Genomic DNA, 18,632 nt, shown 5'->3' on the forward strand with positions numbered 1-18,632 from the left:
AGTTTTATTGTTATAGCTAATATATGTCACCTTTCATTCATATCATATATCATTTGTTGTGCATAAGACCAATGCATTAGCTTATTCTTTATATCATCAACATTTGCATTTCTAAAACCTATTGAAGTCCAAAATCTTTCAGCTTCTAATCCTTTTGGGTGTAGACAAATCATTTTAATTTTATCTATTGCTTTTATCCTATTAATAAAAGCTTTTACTAACTGTGTGCCAATACCTTGCCCCTGTGGACTGACTCCAACATATTCAATATAAATATAATTTATATCTCTCCTTTTATCTAAAACAATATCCAATTCTTCATCACTCAAATTTGAACGTAGTTCTTCATTAGTTAAAATATCATCACGTTTCAGATAATTAATAGTAAACTTAAATTCAATATTATTGTTAGCCTCTTTCGAACATATATTAGCATAAATTGAATAATGATTTTTTTCCATGCTTCCATAAAACTTAAACATTGGATTACATCCTATAATATTATAAAAATCCAAATCTAGCTGATAACAAAGCTTTCTTATTATAGCTTTATTTCTTATTTCTTTCAGAACAAAATCATTATTACTGATACACTCACTCATATAAGCACCTCATAAAAATAATTTAACTTATATAATAATATTCATTTATTATAATAATATTCAATCATTAGAGTACTACTATAGCAAAACAGACAACCATTTATACAATACTATCTATTATACAAAGATGGCCTTGTATACAACGGTAACACAATAAGCATCATAAAAATAGTTACTATAAAAAAGAATGTCTAATAGACCCTGCATAAATTTCGCTGGTCTATTATATAAGTTTAAATATTAGAAATGGAATCCTTATACTGAATTGCTAATTAAAGTTTACATTTGTTTTAAAAAGAAATTGTGGAAATTAATATTTGGAGGATTAGTAGATATATCTTCATTATTTTCGTGTTTAAGTTTAGATAATAGTTTTTGAATTGGCTTCTTTCTAAATCTATTTTTAAATAGTTGTTTTTTAAATTCTATTGCCTCTTCTCCCTTAATTTTTACATGGCAATAAGTACAAGGGTCATCATCCGAGGTCATGTCAGAAATTTCCACTGGAAGTTGTAGGTTAGATATAGACGCTATACATACTCTATGTTGGCCGTCATCAATGCCATAATGGTTACATTTATGGTGACTAATATAACTAGGTGATTTGAAACCATCATCCTTAATAGATTCCGCTAAATTTCTGCAATACAAAATACTATCTTCTTTTTCTTTAGCATATTTAATGAATTTTTCATAATTATCAGAAAAGAAATCAGTCTCCTCAAATTCTATCTTTAGTAAATTATTAAATTCCTTTTCACTTATCTTAAGAGAGCATACCCCTTTTGCAATACTATAACATGAGCCTTTATCTAAATTAAGAACAAACTCTTTTCCTTTTACAGAGAAATCTTTAACATATTGTTCATCATACATAAATGAAGAACTCATGTACTGGTAATCTGCAAAAATGCTATTAATGATTTTCGTGTAATCTTCTTCAGATATTTTCTTACAATTTTTTTCTTGCTCGAAGTCACCCATATATAGATGAAGCAATATAGAACCTAATTTTTCATGAAGTAATTCAATTTCAAATAGAACATTTTTATCTAAATTATGAGGAATAGATTGATTATGGTATACTCTAGCAATATTATCCAAGTCATTTAATGTCGATTGATTATTTCTCAATTTCTCAATTAACTGTTGGCTATCTTCTTTACTCATATAACACACTCCAATATAAACTTTATACTGTAAGTATACTTATCCAACCCTTAAAATATTATAAGTTTCCTTCATTTCATCAATATTTATATCATATACATATAGAATAGAAATAATTTAATCAAATATATATAATGATATTTTAGGAGGTTTAGTATGAGGTGGCATGGTGAAGGTTTCAATTTCCATAGTAGGATTTATGATATAAAATGCCCATTAACAAGTAGCAGTTTTATTAAAACAAATAATGAAAATAGTGTTTACTATTATAATGCTAAAATAATTGTAGGTGGTAATGAAAAATTTGGTGATGATTTAGTAAATGTTATCCTGTCACCATGTAAAGAAGATAATTCATTTATGTACGAGCGTCAAATAGAAATTGCCACAACATTTATTAAAAATGGCGTTATTCCTATGTTATTTTTACCGAGTATGCTTGAGAGAGTAACCGACGAGGATATTAAATGGTACCTTGAACCTGTACCAGAATATAATCATATGAGAACATTTAAAGAAGTGAAATTAAAATGGAATAAGAAGGATTTAGAGTATGAAAATCCACAGTGGATAGATACTAATATTAAAATATCCAATCTTTAAAAGGGTATTTTATACAAAATTTATATATATATGCCATGACTCCCACTACATCAAAAGTGTGGTGGGAAACTACAAAGTTTAGCAAGTGGTTCCAGCAAAGCATGTCCCCACAAAGGGGTCAGACCCTTGGGATAAAAAGGTAATATAAAACTTGTTAAAAACAGTAAATAAGTTCTAATCTATTGGACATAGCGTACTTCTTATTTCATGTTTTGCCAAACGCCTCTGTTTCACCACTCTCTTTATTTTTAGCCTTTCCAACTAGTTTTCCCATGATAAAAACACAGCCTTTTTAAATTTTTATATAGAATATATTCAAAATCATTTACTGCTATGCTAGTCCCAATAACTGTTTTTCTAGGATATCAAAATCATATGTTCTCTGTTCATAGTCACAGAACCCACCACTCTTAACGTTTTGATGTGTCCTGCTACTTTTTTTATTAGCCCATTGTTTTTGATAGACTATTACCTGCTCATCAGTTTTTATGCCATTACTTATCCAGTTATTTAGTATTTTTGCAATGTATTTAATGGTCTTGGCATTGTAGTTCACGGCCTCATAGATGGCCATAATGATGACTTTGCTACTCACCTATTTTGTAAAATCTAATATTTTTTCATACACGAAAGGAGTTATGGCATGTATGTTCTCTTCGAATACTTTAATGATTTTTTTTAGGCCTTCTGAAGTAGCCGCAGATTTATTTTTATAGTCTATTGCCACTGTTTCTTTACTCTTTACTTCTTCTTCTTTATTACTTAATCCTTGTTCTTTATTTATTACTTCTTGTTCTTTACTTCTTATTCTATTACTTGGTAGCCTCATGTAAGGGGCTTGTAAGGTGCTATCAAGTGGCCTATTAATTGAAAATTCACTGACTTGTCCAATTTCTTCCTCTTCTATATCATCATCTGAATTGCTCTCTAAAAAAAAATCGTCATCTATTAATTCCTCTACAATAATATTTTCGAAAATTTTCTTCACGTCGAGTTGAGCCGTCTTGCATTTTCCAAACAAAACTTTAAGAAATTCTTTGTTTTTAACCTTTTTTAATTCTTTTTGAACACCTAAAATTGCATTAATATTATTAGGAATATTGTATTTTATCCAATTTAGCACCATAATCTCTTTTGTCTCTTCACAGTATAAGATTTTGTTGTACTCACAGAATTTTTCAATTAATTCATCTACAGTTTCCCTGTTAATTCCTGTTTCCCTCTCTATAAACCTTTTGGAAATTTCATAAATACCACTTTGCGTTGTTTTAGTATTTGTTAAAAGATATAAATAAAAAAACTTTTCCTGTGAAGTAAGTTCAAGAACGAAGCTATCACTCCAAAATTCTGTATAAAGCTGTCTATATTTAGCCATTATTTGTTCCTCCTAATGTTTTATCTAAGACTTTTAATTAGTCCCTCTACTATATAGCCACGAGAATAACAAAACCGCCCCCCCTATTATCGCTATACTGTCTATACTTTCTCTTCCTATTTATGATAATTTAATATATTTATTAATGTGATGCATATATAGTTCTGTGGAACTTATCCTTTTACAATACATATATGCTTTTGTTTACAGTTTTGACGCATATATCAAAGTATTTTAAAAATAATTTATAAAGTGGATCAGTATCAATGAATAAAGAATTGAAGAAAGCAGCTTCATTTAACTCAACAACAGTTAACTTCATAATATATATAATGTATTTATATTATGGAGGGAATGCTTTGAGTAAATTTAATACGGAAATGTTACACGTTAATTTTGGCATGGGAACAGGTGAAACAAAACCAATTATTCCTAGGAAATATACCCTTACTCATTCAGACGTTACCGGAGAATTATTTTTGACTATTGCAGCAAAGTATGATTATGATAAAATCACTGACATGAGGGATGAAATGCTGGCAGAATGGATCATGGTTAATAGTGAGTACTCACTGATGGTTAATGTTATGGTAGATAAAGAAAAGAACCCAATAATGTCAGCTGTACGTAATAGCATTTTCACAAAAGAATTACCGCTAGCATTGCAGGCGCTTAGATATGGAGATAGAGAATTTTTTAGAGAAAATCCCTCTTTAGATAAAGCACCTATTTATGTGAAATTTAATTCTGTTTATCCTATGTTTAATCGTTTAGAACTATGGGGAACTCCTTCAGATTATAAATAAAAATTCTTAATTTAGTATCCATATAACATAGGTTAAAACTCCAATGAGAGTATAATAGAAGTAACAGGGTGAATATTTTTCACTCCAGTTTCTTCCCTTGATCTCTCTAATATAATTAAATTAAAATGTAAGAAAACCCACAACTAATTAAATAGTTGTGGGTTTTACTGTATAATAAATACGATTTTCTATTCTTCCTCTAGATTTTTCCATCTAACAAGTAAAGTTTATCAGCATATTTAGACTCATCTGAAATCTTCAGCTCAGAATTTTTAGCCGCTTGTTTAACCTGAGAACCAGCTATGTTAGGTTTGACAATACACCCAGCTCCAGCAACGCATCCACCCGGACACGCCATTCCTTCAATGAGATATCCATCATACTTTCCTTTTGCGGCATCATTACACATCTCCCTACATTCTCTCAGTCCATTCGCAGCTTTAATCTTCACTTCTCGCCCTGGATGTTCTTTTTTTATCAAATCAGCTACAGCCTTAGCGACTCCACCTGCAACCGCAAAGCCTCTTCCTGAACCAGTTGCTTCATTACTCAAGCTCATATCTGTACCAATTATTTCTACTTCTTTGGCTTCAAGCATTCCAGATAACTCCTCATATGTAATTACAAAATCAACTTCACTTTTTACGCTTTTTCTGGAAGCTTCTAATTTTTTCGCGCTACATGGCCCAACAAAAACAATCATTGCATCTTTATATTTTTCTCTCACAAGTCGAGCAGCAAAAACCATTGGAGTCAAAGTCATTGAAATATTTTCAGCATACTGCGGATATAATTTTTTAGCCATAACAGACCATGAAGGGCAACATGAAGTACCCATAAAGGAAAGTTTTTCAGGTACATTTTCTATAAAATCTTTTGCCTCATCAATTGTACAAATATCTGCACCAATCGCAACTTCAACAACATCTTTAAATCCAATTGTAATCATCGCTCTTTTAAAATCATTAAATCCAACATTTTTACCAAACTGCCCCACATATGATGGAGCTACAATTGCAATTACTTTTTTCTTTTGATTAATTGCCTGAATTAGTTGAAATATTTGGCTTTTATCAGATATTGCTCCAAAAGGACAATTTACCAAACACATTCCACAGCTAACACATTTATCATAATCTATTGATGCTCTGCCATATTCATCCGTATATATTGCATCCACTCCGCATGCCATGGCACATGGGCGCCCATGTTTTATTATTGCTGAATACGGACACACTTTAGCACATAAACCACACTTTATACATTTTTCCTGATCAATAACACTTTTCTCATTAGCTATACTAACTGCGCCTTTAGGACAAACTTCTACACAAGGGTGTGCTAGGCAGCCACGGCACATATTTGTAACTTCATAGCTATTTGTTGGACAAGAATTACAAGCAAATTTTATAATATTTACAAGTGGCGGTTCATAATATTTTGAAGGTTTTGTTGCCCCCTCTAATCCCTCCGTAATTGCTCTTGGTTTATCACTTGGTCTTAAATTTAGTCCCATTGCCAAACGGATTCGCTCACTAACTATTGCTCTTTCAAGAAATGTACTTTCTCTATACTTACCCACATCTCCACGAATGATTTCATATGGAATATTCTCTATATCTTTTAAATTGTCTTCAAAGGCCATCTTACTTACGGCCGTAAAAACTTTGTGTCTAATATCAGTAAGTGTTTTATATTCGTATTTCATTATTACTCCTTTTATGCTTTGATATTTATAAAAACTACATATATATATTCTTCGTTAGAGTATCATATAGCAATAATTTAGTCAATTTTGTTTGTGTATTTATTTTACTTATAGCTTTTTATATTATAACTGGTTAATTATCATGAATTTTTATTTAATTGCTGTGATTGTACCTTGAACAGCGCTCTTACCATTTTTCTATATGACTATCCCATTACAATGGTCTACTTCATGTTGAATAATTTGAGCAATCCATCCTGAGTATTTTCCCCTTCGCTTCCTAAATCGCGAATCAAAATACTCTACTTCTATCTCTTTGAATCTATTAGTTTTTCTAACACCTATAAGTGAAAGACATCCTTCTTCTGTTTCATATTGAACCGATTTATTCACTATCACAGGATTAATCATCGGAACGTTCATATCGCCCATACTGATCACAATAATTCTTTTTTTGACACCAATCATATTAGCTGCCATTCCTACACAGCCTTCTTTATTTGCTTTAAGCGTATCAAGCAAATCCTGTATCACCTGAGCATCTGCTTTTGTAGCAAGTTCTGATTTTTGATTAAGAAAGAATATGTCTTTCATAATTGATCTAACCATATGTATACTCCTTTAATATTTGTCTTTTTTATTATGTTCTGTTCTATAACTGCTGACATATTAATACGTGGTCGTAGTAAAAGCTATAAGTTTTTACTTGTACTATATAATAAAAAATGCCACCAGATAAAATAGTTAATAAAGTTATTTTAAATCAAATTATCTATACCATTAACCGTAGTTTGTTCATTGTCATTAATAGGAATAACTATGCATTTTTGGCCATTAATTATTTGAGATTTTATTTGAGATACTTTTTCGGGTTTTACTTGTAGTATAACATCATAATGAGGGGTAACATTATTATCTTCTGAATATGCATCTGGAACTTTCTCTAAATTAGTTTCTAAAGTTTCTTCTAAGTCAGTTTCTGAAACTTCTTCTAAAATCACATTGTCATCGTTAACTTCTGTAGACAGGTGAGTTTCAGTATCTATAGTATTCTCTTTTTTAACTTGATCAAGTCTAGCTTGAAGTATTTCTACTTGTTTGTAAAGGCGTTCTTCCTTTTTTCTTTGCACATTTGCCTTAAGAGCCTTTGCGTCAATTAAATTTTTAGCTATTGTGGTATCATCACCAAAGTTCTCTACATAGGAATTTTCAATCTTAGTAGTAATTTCCTGCGGAACTTCACTTTCTCTTAAAAGGTTTTGTATATCCTTCTTTGTTAAGCTTATAGGTTCACAATCTGCATCATCATTTAGATCATTGTATTCTTCTATCATAGTGCTTAGGTTTTCTTGTATATCCATAAAAATTTTATCAGCTTTATTTTCATCTAAGCTAAAAGAATCTTTAATAATTGATTGGAATGTTTCCTTTTGCATCGTAGCCGTTTGTTTTGAAGGGCAACCTAGAACACTTTCCATTAATTCAGTATGTGTATCCTTTGCATTTTTTGTGTAATACATAATAGAGTTAACATCTGAACTACGATCAATAAAAGCAGGAAACACAAAGCCATTAGTTGGGGACTCCACTACCCAATCTCTAATACGTGCTTTTATTTCGTTTTGCTCTTCAAAGTATCTAAGACCAGGCTCTGAAAGTGAAACTGGACATATTGCACATAACACATATTCATATACTTCTTCAGATTCATCTATCCGTGTGTTATCTTTGGTTTTGCTAATAACATCATAAGCATCATGAAAAAAGAGTATTAAAAAATTACCAGTGTAATCATAATTACCTATAATCAAATCATAAAGATTATCGAGTAGAGCATCATCTTTTAATTGACTGTTTTTAAGCTGCATAAGCGAAATCTGTCTTTCACTTGTAAAATCTTCATTAGTTGAAAAGTTAAGTTCTAAAATATTATTCCCAATAGTCCCAGACAGTACTTTTTTAGCAATTTCTAAATATTTAAAGTATTCATCCTCATCTAAATTTAGAAAGCTTTCTCTAAATTTTAAAATAGTATGTTTTTCTCCATTAACATAGCAGCCACATATTTTAGTGAAGGTGCATTGTTCTTTTTTAAAACGTCTTTTTAACTCAAGTATATCTTTTCTTCTCATGTATAAACTCCTCAATTTATAGACAAACCTTACGTAAATTTATAGTTGAAATGGTTTGTCTTTAGTATTTTTTATTTGTAGCTATAATTAATATATTATCGTTATTAATTATAGTATTTTTTTTACAAAAAATAAAGGATTTATATACTAATCAATTTTTCAAATGATTCCTATTGAGAATAGAATAGCAACACAGCTTGTCCGCTTCACTTCCAATTTATGTAAGGTGCCAGGCCCTTGTCAGAAACTGGAACAGTTTTTGTTGCTAATTTGGAAGAGATATCAATTAAAACCCTTATTTTTAAATTATTTTAAATTTATGGTATTTGTTTTGCTAACTTTGCAGTATGAATTATTGGTAATTAATCTTTGCAATCTCACCAATAGACTGTGCGAAAACACAGCATCATGGTATAATTTTATATATGGGTATAGAATTTTATAATGAAAAAACAATATGAAGGAGCAAAAAAATGAATGGATTAATGATACTTATTGCTATTTTATTTATCTGCTTGTATGGAAGCATAAATTATTATATAGGTTTAAGGGTGTGGCAGAACCTATTTCGCCATATTCCTTTTATAAATCCCAAAATATATTGGATACTGTTTTCAATAATAGCATCGTCATATATTGTAACAACGCTTATACCTTCTTTCATACCAGCAATAATATCAACTAAATTAAATATTATAGGATCATATTGGATGGCAATAATGTTTTATCTTATTTTAATATTGCCTATAATAGATTTAATGAGAGTTATAAATAGAAAAATTATAATTATCCCAAGAAGTTTATCTGGCGATACTAATGTTTCGTTAATAGTAATGGGACTAGTAGTTGCCTTTATATTTGGTGTAATGATATATGGTACTTGGAGTGCTCGTAGCGTAAAAGTAACAAAGTATGATCTAAATGTTGATAAAGTTGCGGGTAATCTAGATACCTTGAAAGTTATTATGGTCTCGGACATTCATCTTGGGATTATGGTAGATAATAATAGGCTTACAGGTATGGTAAATAAAATCAATGATTTAAAACCTGACATTGTGTTAATAGCTGGAGACATTATTGATAGTAGCATTGACCCTTTTGTAAAAGAAAACATGAGTGATAACTTTAGGCGGATTAAAAGCAAATATGGAGTGTATGCCTCCCTTGGTAATCATGATGGAATGGGAAGTAATGTAGATGATGTAGTTAAAAATTTTGAGAATGCAGGTATAACTGTGCTGCGTGATAATTCAGTTTTGGTAAGTGATAGCTTTTATGTTATAGGTAGACAAGACCCATCCTTAGAGCGTGTTACAAAAATTAAAAGAAAAGATTTGTCATCCTTAGTAAAGGATTTAGATAAGTCAAAACCATTTTTGCTTATGGATCATCAGCCAGTAAATTTAAGTGAACCTGAAAACCAGGGGATTGATTTACAACTATCAGGTCACACCCATAGAGGTCAGATATTTCCTGCAAATATTATAACCAATGGAATTTTTGAAATAGACTATGGGTATTTGAAAAAGAACAATTCTCAATTTATTGTATCTTCAGGTTATGGAACATGGGGACCTCCAATTAGGATAGGTAGCCGCTCGGAAATTGTTGAAATAAATCTTAAACTCAAATAATAAATAGTTATTTATAATGTAGACGAAGCTACTATATTTCTTAGTTTAAAGTAATGTAGTAGCTTATAGTTTAATTAGTAAGTGCGTCCAGCAAAGCATGTCCCCACAACGGAGTCAGACCCTTGGCAATAAAAATACATCTGACAAACTTAAAATACTATAGTAAAATAAATATGAAACAGAAAACTTGAAATAATTTATATACAAAGGAAGTATACAATGGAAAAAAACATAAAAATGAGATATCCGAGCTATCTTAAAGAATTTAAATGTATAGGTGGAAAATGTACAGACAGCTGTTGTATTGGATGGGATATAGATATCGATAAGGTTACCTTTAGGCAATATTATAAGGTTCAAGACAAAGAAATGAAGCGAATGTTTCAAAAAAATGTACATAATAATTATGAATACCTAAGTGCTGATATAGATTATGGAAAAATAGAATTAAAAACTGGAAAAAGGTGTGCTTTTTTAGATGACGAAAATTATTGTATTATTTATTCCAAAATTGGAGAAGAGTATCTTTCAAATGTTTGCACATCTTTTCCTAGAATAATTAATAAAGTAGATACATTTTATGAAATATCACTTGATGTTGCCTGCCCGGAAGCTGCAAGAATTATTTTACTAAAAGAAGAAGGAATTAGATTTAAAGAAAGTGAAGAAACTTTAGGCAAACATATACTATCAGGTGATATTGAAACCAGCTCTAAAGAATATGATAATTCACCTTTTAAGTATTTTAAAGAAATTAGAAATCTAAGTGTTGAAATAATACAAAACAGAAAGTTCGACTTAAGTAAAAGACTTTATATATTAGGTGATTTTATAAAAACATTAGAAGAAGAACTTAAATATAAGTATAGTAATGTACCTAAATTTATTAGTGAATATGATATGAACTTAGTTAGTGACGCTTATGAAAGAGATCAATTAAGTTATAATGTTCAGATAGATTTTTTCAAAAAGATGATAGGCTTCTTAAATGTATCTAAAGAAGTGGATAGTCTTTATTTTAAGGAATATACTAAGCAAATTATAGCTGGATTCAAGTTTGATGAAGGTGGCGACATTAGTAAATATTCAGAAATGTACATAAAAGCATTTGAAGATTATACTGAAAATTTTATGAATAATAATAGTTATATTTTCGAAAATTATTTGGTGAATTTTATGTATAACTATATGTTTCCATTTTCTGAATCAGAATCAATATTCGATGGATATATTATGCTTTTATTAAGATATTCATTTATTAGATTTTATTTAGTTGGTAAATATCTATATAATAAACATGATAACAAAGAAAATATAGTTGAATTTATTCAATCTTTCTCGAAGACCATAGAACATCACAGAACTTTTTTAATTGATTCAATAAATTATATGAAAGAAAATAAACTTGATAATATACAATTTAGTAAAACACTTTTATAAAAATAAAAAATATTGAGTTCTCAATGTATATACAAGAGAACTCAATATTTCCAATATTAAAAAGAAAATCTCATCTCCATACAAATACTTTTATTACCTTTTATGCAATATATGTTAGTCACAAACGTATATTGCATAAAACAACAAAAATTCATATTAAGAATTTTATATCTGTTAAAACCTAACCTATAGAAAAAACAGAAAATCTATTGACTACTCACTAAATTTAGAATAACTTAATCAGCTCTTCTAACTCCTCAGATAAAACTTTTGCAAGCGTAAAATCAGTATCTTTTAAAGCCAATTCTATTTTTCTTTCAACTAATTTTTTCTTTTGCTCAATTTCTAAATAGTCTTTGTCAAAATGATTAGCATAAATCATCTTTCTAAATTTTCGCATACTCATTTTTCTAATTGTCTTATCTTCAATCATTAAAACAAAATCCATACAGTTTACTATAGAATAGAAATCATGAGAAATCATGAGAATCGCACCTTTATAGTTTTCTATGGCTTTTTCCAGTGCTATTTGTGAATATGTGTCTAAATGACTTGTCGGTTCATCAAGAAGCAACATGTTTGCTTTACTAGCAGAAACTTTAGCCAGTTGAAGCATATTTTTTTCTCCACCAGATAAAGCCCCTATCTTTTGATTAATGGCTTCTTCTTCGAAACCATAACCAGAAATATATGCTCTAACCTCTTGATTAGTTTTAAAACCAGAATCTAAGAACTCTTCAAGTATCGTATTAGACTCATTTAGTGTTTTGCCTTGAAGTTGAGACAAATAAGCCACTTCAACATCTTCATTTATCTCAATAGAATCATGATTGTTTTTAAATATTTCTCGAATTAAAGTCGTTTTCCCGGCACCATTTGAACCAATAAGAGCTACTTTATCAGTAGATTTAATCTCAAAGTTAACATTTTCTAGAAGCATATCATCAAAGGCAACACTGTAATCATTAACTTTTAAAACAATGGTTTCTTCGATTTCATTATCTGTAACTAAACTGATATTCGGTTGTTTAATATCTACAAATGGCGATTTAATTCTACTTTTTTCTAATCTTTCTTGAATTTTAACTCTAGCATTTAGAGCTTTCCCTTTAGAAGATTGATTATACTCAGTTGCGAGAAATCTTAACTTCTTTATTAAGATCTCGTTTCTCTCAAGTTCTTCATTATCAGCAGCAGCCAGTTCTTGTAACTCAATTTTCGTTTGAAGTAATGAGAAGTTATACTCAATATAGTTTCCATCAAACTCTTGGATCTCCATGTTTTCAAGGTGTAGAATTTTATTAAAACAATGATTCAATATATATCTGTTGTGCGTAATAATTAACATTGTTCCAATGTGCGAATTAATTAGATCTTTAAGCGAATTAAGGTTTTCAAAGTCTAAAAACACATCGGGTTCATCCATAATCATTAAGTCTGGACTATTTAGCATTTCCTTAATTACTTGAATAAGCTTGAATTCCCCACCACTAAGTTCAGATATCATTAGATCTTTATACATGCTTAAGTTTGCAAGATTTAAGTTTTTATTAATGATGTTTTCGAAATCATCCCCATTAATTGCATCAAATGCGTCTAAAGTTTGTTGATACTTTTCTAGTAAAGAATCAATATCCGAAGATGTTTCCATTTCACTGCAAATAGATGTTATTTCATTTTGTAGTTTAATAAATTTTTCCCCAATATATTCAAAGACTGTAATTTCTTTTATTTCGCCCTGTTGTGAGAATTGGCTTACATACCCAATTCTACAATTTGGGTCCATCTCTAACTTACCATCGAACATATATTTTTCCGGATCCATAATTATATCTATCAGTGTACTTTTTCCGCTGCCATTTGTTCCTATAAAAGCACAATGTTGACCATCTTCTAATGTAAATGAAATGTTATTATATAGATCTTTTTGCGGAAATGAGTAGGACAAGTTATCAACTTTTATCATATTATTACCTCTCTTTATCACTAAAAAAGAGCCTATAAAAATAAGCTCTTCAATATATTGTATTTTTAATTGCAATTTTACATTTGATTTTTATGTAGTAAGGACATTCTACTGAGTTTACCATTGATAGCATAACACTTTTTACGACTAAGTTCAATCATTTCATATTAAATCATCTCCTGCGGAGCTGCAACAGCTTCGCAGAAGCTGCATTGACGACTTCAGAAGGAGATTTATACTCCCACTGAAGTTTTCTATTTGTTAGGGTAAGTAACTCCTACTTATAGTAGGTACTCCCACTTATAGAAGTGGGAGACTTTCCTTCTGAAATGTCGTTAAAGCTTCTCATGATATCCGTTAATTCTAAAAAACCTTTGCGTGCCAGGTACCCACAGTCTAATTAATGTGCAAAAGGCCAATATATTTGTAGTACTAAACAAATGCAAAACTTAATATATTATTGTATAATGGTAATACATAGTAATTTTGTTAATTTTTTATGCATGTGCTATAACGAAAGCAAACATTTATATTTCAGTTTACAGTAAATCATAAGGGGGATTATTATTTTATGAATGTTAAAAATAAAGTGCTAATATCTTCAGAAATTATTTTAGTTATTATATTAGTAGTAGTTTCTAATTTCTATTTAAATAGAATTAGACCATATAATCAGCTTTTTAATAATGCAAACCAAGCTATGGCTAAAGAAGAATATGATAAAGCTGTAACTTTGTACGGTGAAGCTCTAAGTTACAAAAACAATCCAGATGTAAATAAAAAAATAGATTTTGCTAAACTTTTAAAGAATTCAAAAGAAACATATTCTATTGCGGTAAAGCAAATGGGGAGTAAAGATTATTTAGCAGCAATTGATAGCTTTACAAAAACAGACAAACAAGATACTAAACGGTACTCTGATTCACAAAATAGTATTAGTGAGTGTAAGGAGTTATATATAGCTGATAATTCAAAGAATGCAAAAGATGCTATCGCAGGCAAGAAATTTGATGAAGCTAATAAGTATATAGGCAATATACTAAAGCTTGATGCTAAAAATACAGATGTCAAGAAATTAAAGGCAGATATTGTTACAGCTTTGCAAAAACAGAAGAATGATTCTACTAAATTAAAAAACGATATTGCAAAAGCTGAGCAGAAACAAAAGGATGATGATCAGTCGGCAGCAAAAGTTAACGCAAGTAAACAAACACAAAATTTAACATTTCAACAGGCAATTGATTTAGTTAAATCAAAAGTAAAGTTAAATACTAACGAATTTTTTTATACAACTAATCAAAAATTTCAGAGAACAGGTATTTATAATGGTGATGACTATTACGCGATAGGAAAATCTTACAAAGATCCTATTAATCCTGAACAAGAATGTGACCTATGTTTATATTTAGTAAACATTCATACTGGCGCAATTACGCAATTTACACAAGGAATATGTACGCCAATAAATTAACTTTTGTATTAATTAATTCAGCATCTTATATAAATATATAAAAAACACAGTAGAGAAAGTATAACTCTACTGTGTTTTCACATTTTAAGATTTTCAAGTAAATTAATTCATCTAGTTTTTGTTTCTAGTTCCTTGATTAGCAGCTTGTACGCTAGCATTTCCATTAACCTTATATCCATTTTTAGCATTTTCACTATTTGAACTATTAGCCATAAGACTTTGATCTTTTTGTTTTATGCTCATATTTTGACTCAGACTATTTTCACTATTAGGTATAATATTTTGATTATTTTCAGCTATGGTTTTATTTTGACTCATAAAAAGCATCTCCTTTACTAATCATTTTATATTATAATGCCCCTAACTTAATGATAATATAATATTAAAAAGAAAATCTCATTTCCAAATAAAGATTTTTATTACTTTTTTATACAAATGTCGCGTTAAAAATTACAAACATATGTTGAATTAGCAACGTAGGCTGTACATTTCTAACAGGGTAATTTGTTTACTGTCCCCTATTATTTTTACCAACTAAACCTCCGCCATTACCTGATGATGGGCTTTGTGATCCATGGATTGATGCTCTCTTATTATTTTTTTGTGCGGAAGATTTTGCTTTTTTTTCTTCAATAATTTTTTTCATTAATTCCATGTTTTTGTTTATATCATTTTTCATATTTTTACCCTCTTTTTTTTATTTTTCACAGCTTTAAAAAACTTCATAACTGATACCTTCTAAATTAATATTCACAACAAATATTTTCAAGGTAGTTCTTGTTATTTTACTGATTTATTATACCCTACAAACACCCCTTTGAGCAACACAGATTGTACTTATACAAAATCAGCGAGCTGACGCATTCAGAATACAACTCTATTTTTCATATAATTCTATAGGTAAATCATCTGGATCACTAAAAAAAGTAAATTTTTTCCGCGTAATCTCATCAATTCTAACAGGCTCAGTAATTACATTCTTATCAGCCAGTTCTTTTATTGCTTCATCAATGTTATCCACCTCAAAAGCAAGATGCCTTAGTCCTCTTGCTTCAGGATAACTTGACCTTTTAGGTGATTGTGGAAAAGAAAACAATTCTATTTGATAATTCTCTGAAACACCTAAGTCGAGCTTAAATGATTCTCTATCTTTTCTGTATATTTCTTTAATGATTTTCAAATCTAAAACATTAACGTAAAATTCTTTAGATCTTTCATAATTTGAACAAATAATTGCTATATGATGAATCTTATTTAACTTCATTATTATATCTCCTTGTTTTCTATTAATATATATATGATATTTTAATAATAACATATATACTCTACTTAAATCACTAGTTTGCAATTTTTTTACACCACCACATCCTTAATATAGGGGAAGTAAATGTATATATTTTTCCCTCATCATTATTGTTTATATATCCATCCTCCACTAACATTCATTATTTTTTTCTTAGATAATATTTATTATTAATTGAAAATAATTGTTTACAAATATCTGTTACTATGATATTATTAATTTATAAACAAAACAACAGAATTTAATTAGTACAAGAGATGGAAGTGATTCCAGAAAGATATTAACCTACATTAGATAAACTAAAAGAATTGCTAATAGAAAGGGGATAGTCCAATGTTTCAAATTAAGTTGTTAAAGTTTTTAGAGGTTAGTACACTTTTATAAATAAGAGGTCTTTAAGATATGTGATAAGACAAAGAAAAATACTTTAGTAAAAAAATTACTAATCTCTACTTAGTTAAAAATTAAATATTTGTATATATATAAGGGGAGTTCACAAAGTGAACTCCCCTTTATTCATAATAATCCTCTGTACCATCCCAATAACAATATTTGAGTTTAAGATGCTTAATAATTATGTAGTCCTAAGCAATAAATACATATCATTGTATTAAAATTAAATCTTCAGTTAAGAAATTATCAAAAATACCCTATATTTAGTCTTCTAGCTTTTTAATAAATGTTAAATCGTCTATTCTTATGGAAACTGGTTGTGGTAAAGTCAATCCCTTAGGAACACTACCACTATAAAAAAACAGCGCATTATTTGTTGGATCATTTCCACCGAGTGCTTCATTTGCAGCCTTCACAGAACTTGCCTGTGCAGGTCTATTAATGTTACCATTTAGTATTGGTGTAAATTGATAAAACCCATTTGTTTTTTCATTAATAACAGCACTGATTGAATTTGGAAAACTGCTGCTCTTAACTCTGTTTAAAACTACAGCGCCTACAGCAACCTGAGCATTATAAGATGCTCCTCCTGCTTCGGCAGTTATTAATCTTGATAGCAAGTCCAAATCACTTGCGTCATTTTTGATTGCTATAGGTTTAGTTTGCTCTGTAGTAGAACTAACTGTTTCAGGAGTTTTTACAACTTGTTTAGGAGATTCATTCCGTTTGTTATTAGCTTTTTTTAAATCATTTAATGCTTGTTTTTCTTCTGTAGCTCGTCTTGCTTCAGTGGCTTGATCTATTACTAGTTGCGCACCATATTGATTTTCTAGAGCATTCAATTTTGATGCTAATGCAATTTGGTCTGATTTTTGTTTTGTTAAAATAGCTAAATTCTTTTTATTATCAACTCTTAAAGATAGCAACTTTGTATTCTCTGTATCTAGCGCTACCTTCTTTAAATTAATTGCTGCTTCTTTTGTTTTCATATTATTCATAACCTTTTGATCAAAGGTTACTATTCTTTTAATATTTTCTACTCTGGATATAAAATCATCTATACCATTTGAGCCTAGCATAATGTTTATATAGCTTGATGACCCATTCATATACATTACTCTCATTCTTTTATTAAAAATAATCTGTTCTGCTTTGATATCAACCTCTGCTTTTGCAATATTTATTTTTGTTTGCTTAATATCCTTTTGTGTTATAGTTATATTGCTTTCATTACTATTGATTTTAGACATAATTGTTTCACGCTGATTGTTCATAATCTCGACTTTATTTTCAAGGTCGTTTCTTTGAGTTTGAACCTGATGAATTTTTGCCTTATCTGACGCAGTATCTGCATATACGTTAGTAGAACTAACGCCCATAATTACGCCAAGTGCCATTACGGCTGAAATTAATTTTTTGTTCAATTCTCCATCCCCCTACATAATATTTAATTTTTTAATATATTATGTTTAAAAGTTTTTATCATCTGAACATAATAACATACAGAGATATGTTTAGCAAATATTGGCTTTTAAATTATTTGTAATATGACCACCAGTTGTCAATTTTTAAATGCTATACTTATATCAGTATAAATTATATAAGTTCCAACATCTATTACAAACCCATTCATAGTATATTTAACTCTATTCTTTTCATTATGTATATTTACTTCTATTTTATTTAAAAGACTCATATATTCCATTATTATCCAATACATCTTTTATTTGAGGTGTCCCCAATGCTTCTATTTTATTTAATTCCATAAAATCCTCCTAAATTATTTTATATTCTCGATTCTATATGTTTATTTATTAATTAAAGCTAGACTATTATTTAACAAACAAAAAAAATTTAGTTGAAGATTATAGACTTATTCCATTATTAAATGAGAAGAGAATTAAAAAATGAGCACGTTTAGTTTTGTTTTTACGTTCGTATGAGGGTAATAATTCCAATTGTAACATGTTATTTGTAAAAATGTTGAAAACCTTTCATTTATTTAGAGATTAAGGCATACTAATAATAA

General features: G+C 29.3%; 18 protein-coding genes. 5 read left to right on the forward strand and 13 right to left on the reverse strand.

Annotation, left to right across the window (positions count from 1 at the left end; genetic code table 11):
• Positions 1–26: 26 nt before the first annotated feature.
• Both ACWJJ7_RS05245 and ACWJJ7_RS05250 read right to left on the reverse strand, forming a co-directional pair.
• Positions 27–602, reverse strand: coding sequence for a GNAT family N-acetyltransferase (locus ACWJJ7_RS05245; RefSeq protein WP_462964254.1), 576 nt, complete (start codon positions 600–602; stop codon positions 27–29).
• Positions 603–881: 279 nt separating this feature from the next.
• The gene (locus ACWJJ7_RS05250; protein WP_462964255.1) at positions 882–1,772 is read right to left on the reverse strand and encodes a hypothetical protein; all 891 of its coding nucleotides are present in this window, start codon (positions 1,770–1,772) and stop codon (positions 882–884) included.
• A 156-nt stretch (positions 1,773–1,928) separates the two neighbouring features.
• On the opposite strand from ACWJJ7_RS05250, the gene ACWJJ7_RS05255 reads away from it, so the two are divergent.
• Positions 1,929–2,375, forward strand: coding sequence for a hypothetical protein (locus ACWJJ7_RS05255; protein ID WP_462964256.1), 447 nt, complete (start codon positions 1,929–1,931; stop codon positions 2,373–2,375).
• Between the two features lie 331 nt (positions 2,376–2,706).
• Here the strand turns inward: ACWJJ7_RS05255 and ACWJJ7_RS05260 are convergent, their stop codons facing one another.
• Both ACWJJ7_RS05260 and ACWJJ7_RS05265 read right to left on the reverse strand, forming a co-directional pair.
• Positions 2,707–2,970 carry a DnaD domain-containing protein gene (locus tag ACWJJ7_RS05260; protein ID WP_462964257.1) on the reverse strand — a complete coding sequence of 88 codons (264 nt, stop codon included), beginning with the start codon at positions 2,968–2,970 and terminating at the stop codon, positions 2,707–2,709.
• Positions 2,971–3,750 (reverse strand): chromosomal replication initiator DnaA, encoded by a 780-nt coding sequence (locus ACWJJ7_RS05265; RefSeq protein ID WP_462964258.1) that lies wholly within the window; start codon positions 3,748–3,750, stop codon positions 2,971–2,973. It abuts the gene before it with no gap.
• A gap of 359 nt (positions 3,751–4,109) precedes the next feature.
• Here ACWJJ7_RS05265 and ACWJJ7_RS05270 point away from each other — a divergent pair, with 359 nt between their 5' ends.
• The gene (locus ACWJJ7_RS05270) at positions 4,110–4,556 is read left to right on the forward strand and encodes a staygreen family protein (protein WP_462964259.1); all 447 of its coding nucleotides are present in this window, start codon (positions 4,110–4,112) and stop codon (positions 4,554–4,556) included.
• 199 nt (positions 4,557–4,755) lie between these two features.
• Here the strand turns inward: ACWJJ7_RS05270 and ACWJJ7_RS05275 are convergent, their stop codons facing one another.
• The 3 genes from ACWJJ7_RS05275 to ACWJJ7_RS05285 all read right to left on the reverse strand — a co-directional run bounded on the left by ACWJJ7_RS05275 (position 4,756) and on the right by ACWJJ7_RS05285 (position 8,396).
• Positions 4,756–6,264 (reverse strand): 4Fe-4S dicluster domain-containing protein, encoded by a 1,509-nt coding sequence (locus tag ACWJJ7_RS05275; protein ID WP_462964260.1) that lies wholly within the window; start codon positions 6,262–6,264, stop codon positions 4,756–4,758.
• A gap of 198 nt (positions 6,265–6,462) precedes the next feature.
• Positions 6,463–6,873 carry a peptide deformylase gene (locus ACWJJ7_RS05280; RefSeq protein ID WP_462964261.1) on the reverse strand — a complete coding sequence of 137 codons (411 nt, stop codon included), beginning with the start codon at positions 6,871–6,873 and terminating at the stop codon, positions 6,463–6,465.
• A gap of 149 nt (positions 6,874–7,022) precedes the next feature.
• On the reverse strand, positions 7,023–8,396 hold the full coding sequence (locus ACWJJ7_RS05285; protein WP_462964262.1) for a DUF4317 domain-containing protein: 1,374 nt from the start codon (positions 8,394–8,396) through the stop codon (positions 7,023–7,025).
• Between the two features lie 473 nt (positions 8,397–8,869).
• Between ACWJJ7_RS05285 and ACWJJ7_RS05290 the strand changes: the two genes are divergently transcribed.
• The gene (locus tag ACWJJ7_RS05290) at positions 8,870–10,030 is read left to right on the forward strand and encodes a metallophosphoesterase (protein ID WP_462964263.1); all 1,161 of its coding nucleotides are present in this window, start codon (positions 8,870–8,872) and stop codon (positions 10,028–10,030) included.
• Between the two features lie 219 nt (positions 10,031–10,249).
• On the forward strand, positions 10,250–11,470 hold the full coding sequence (gene fliB, locus ACWJJ7_RS05295) for a flagellin lysine-N-methylase (RefSeq protein ID WP_462964264.1): 1,221 nt from the start codon (positions 10,250–10,252) through the stop codon (positions 11,468–11,470).
• Positions 11,471–11,696: 226 nt separating this feature from the next.
• On the opposite strand, the gene ACWJJ7_RS05300 is transcribed toward fliB, so the two are convergent.
• The gene (locus tag ACWJJ7_RS05300) at positions 11,697–13,436 is read right to left on the reverse strand and encodes an ABC-F family ATP-binding cassette domain-containing protein (RefSeq protein WP_462964265.1); all 1,740 of its coding nucleotides are present in this window, start codon (positions 13,434–13,436) and stop codon (positions 11,697–11,699) included.
• A 571-nt stretch (positions 13,437–14,007) separates the two neighbouring features.
• On the opposite strand from ACWJJ7_RS05300, the gene ACWJJ7_RS05305 reads away from it, so the two are divergent.
• Entirely contained in the window at positions 14,008–14,907 is a 900-nt protein-coding gene (locus tag ACWJJ7_RS05305) for a hypothetical protein (protein WP_462964266.1), read from the forward strand.
• A 111-nt stretch (positions 14,908–15,018) separates the two neighbouring features.
• Here the strand turns inward: ACWJJ7_RS05305 and ACWJJ7_RS05310 are convergent, their stop codons facing one another.
• The 5 genes from ACWJJ7_RS05310 to ACWJJ7_RS05330 all read right to left on the reverse strand — a co-directional run bounded on the left by ACWJJ7_RS05310 (position 15,019) and on the right by ACWJJ7_RS05330 (position 18,308).
• Positions 15,019–15,225, reverse strand: coding sequence for a hypothetical protein (locus ACWJJ7_RS05310; RefSeq protein ID WP_462964267.1), 207 nt, complete (start codon positions 15,223–15,225; stop codon positions 15,019–15,021).
• A gap of 190 nt (positions 15,226–15,415) precedes the next feature.
• Complete coding sequence (locus ACWJJ7_RS05315) at positions 15,416–15,586, reverse strand: hypothetical protein (protein ID WP_462964268.1); 171 nt, start codon at positions 15,584–15,586, stop codon at positions 15,416–15,418.
• A gap of 198 nt (positions 15,587–15,784) precedes the next feature.
• Positions 15,785–16,171 carry an SMU1112c/YaeR family gloxylase I-like metalloprotein gene (gene gloA2 / locus ACWJJ7_RS05320; protein WP_462964269.1) on the reverse strand — a complete coding sequence of 129 codons (387 nt, stop codon included), beginning with the start codon at positions 16,169–16,171 and terminating at the stop codon, positions 15,785–15,787.
• A 695-nt stretch (positions 16,172–16,866) separates the two neighbouring features.
• On the reverse strand, positions 16,867–18,027 hold the full coding sequence (locus tag ACWJJ7_RS05325) for a cell wall hydrolase (RefSeq protein ID WP_462964270.1): 1,161 nt from the start codon (positions 18,025–18,027) through the stop codon (positions 16,867–16,869).
• A 137-nt stretch (positions 18,028–18,164) separates the two neighbouring features.
• Positions 18,165–18,308, reverse strand: a complete 144-nt coding sequence (locus ACWJJ7_RS05330) for a hypothetical protein (protein ID WP_462964271.1) — start codon at positions 18,306–18,308, stop codon at positions 18,165–18,167.
• Positions 18,309–18,632: the final 324 nt, after the last annotated feature.

Source organism: Clostridium sp. CM042 (assembly GCF_055080995.1).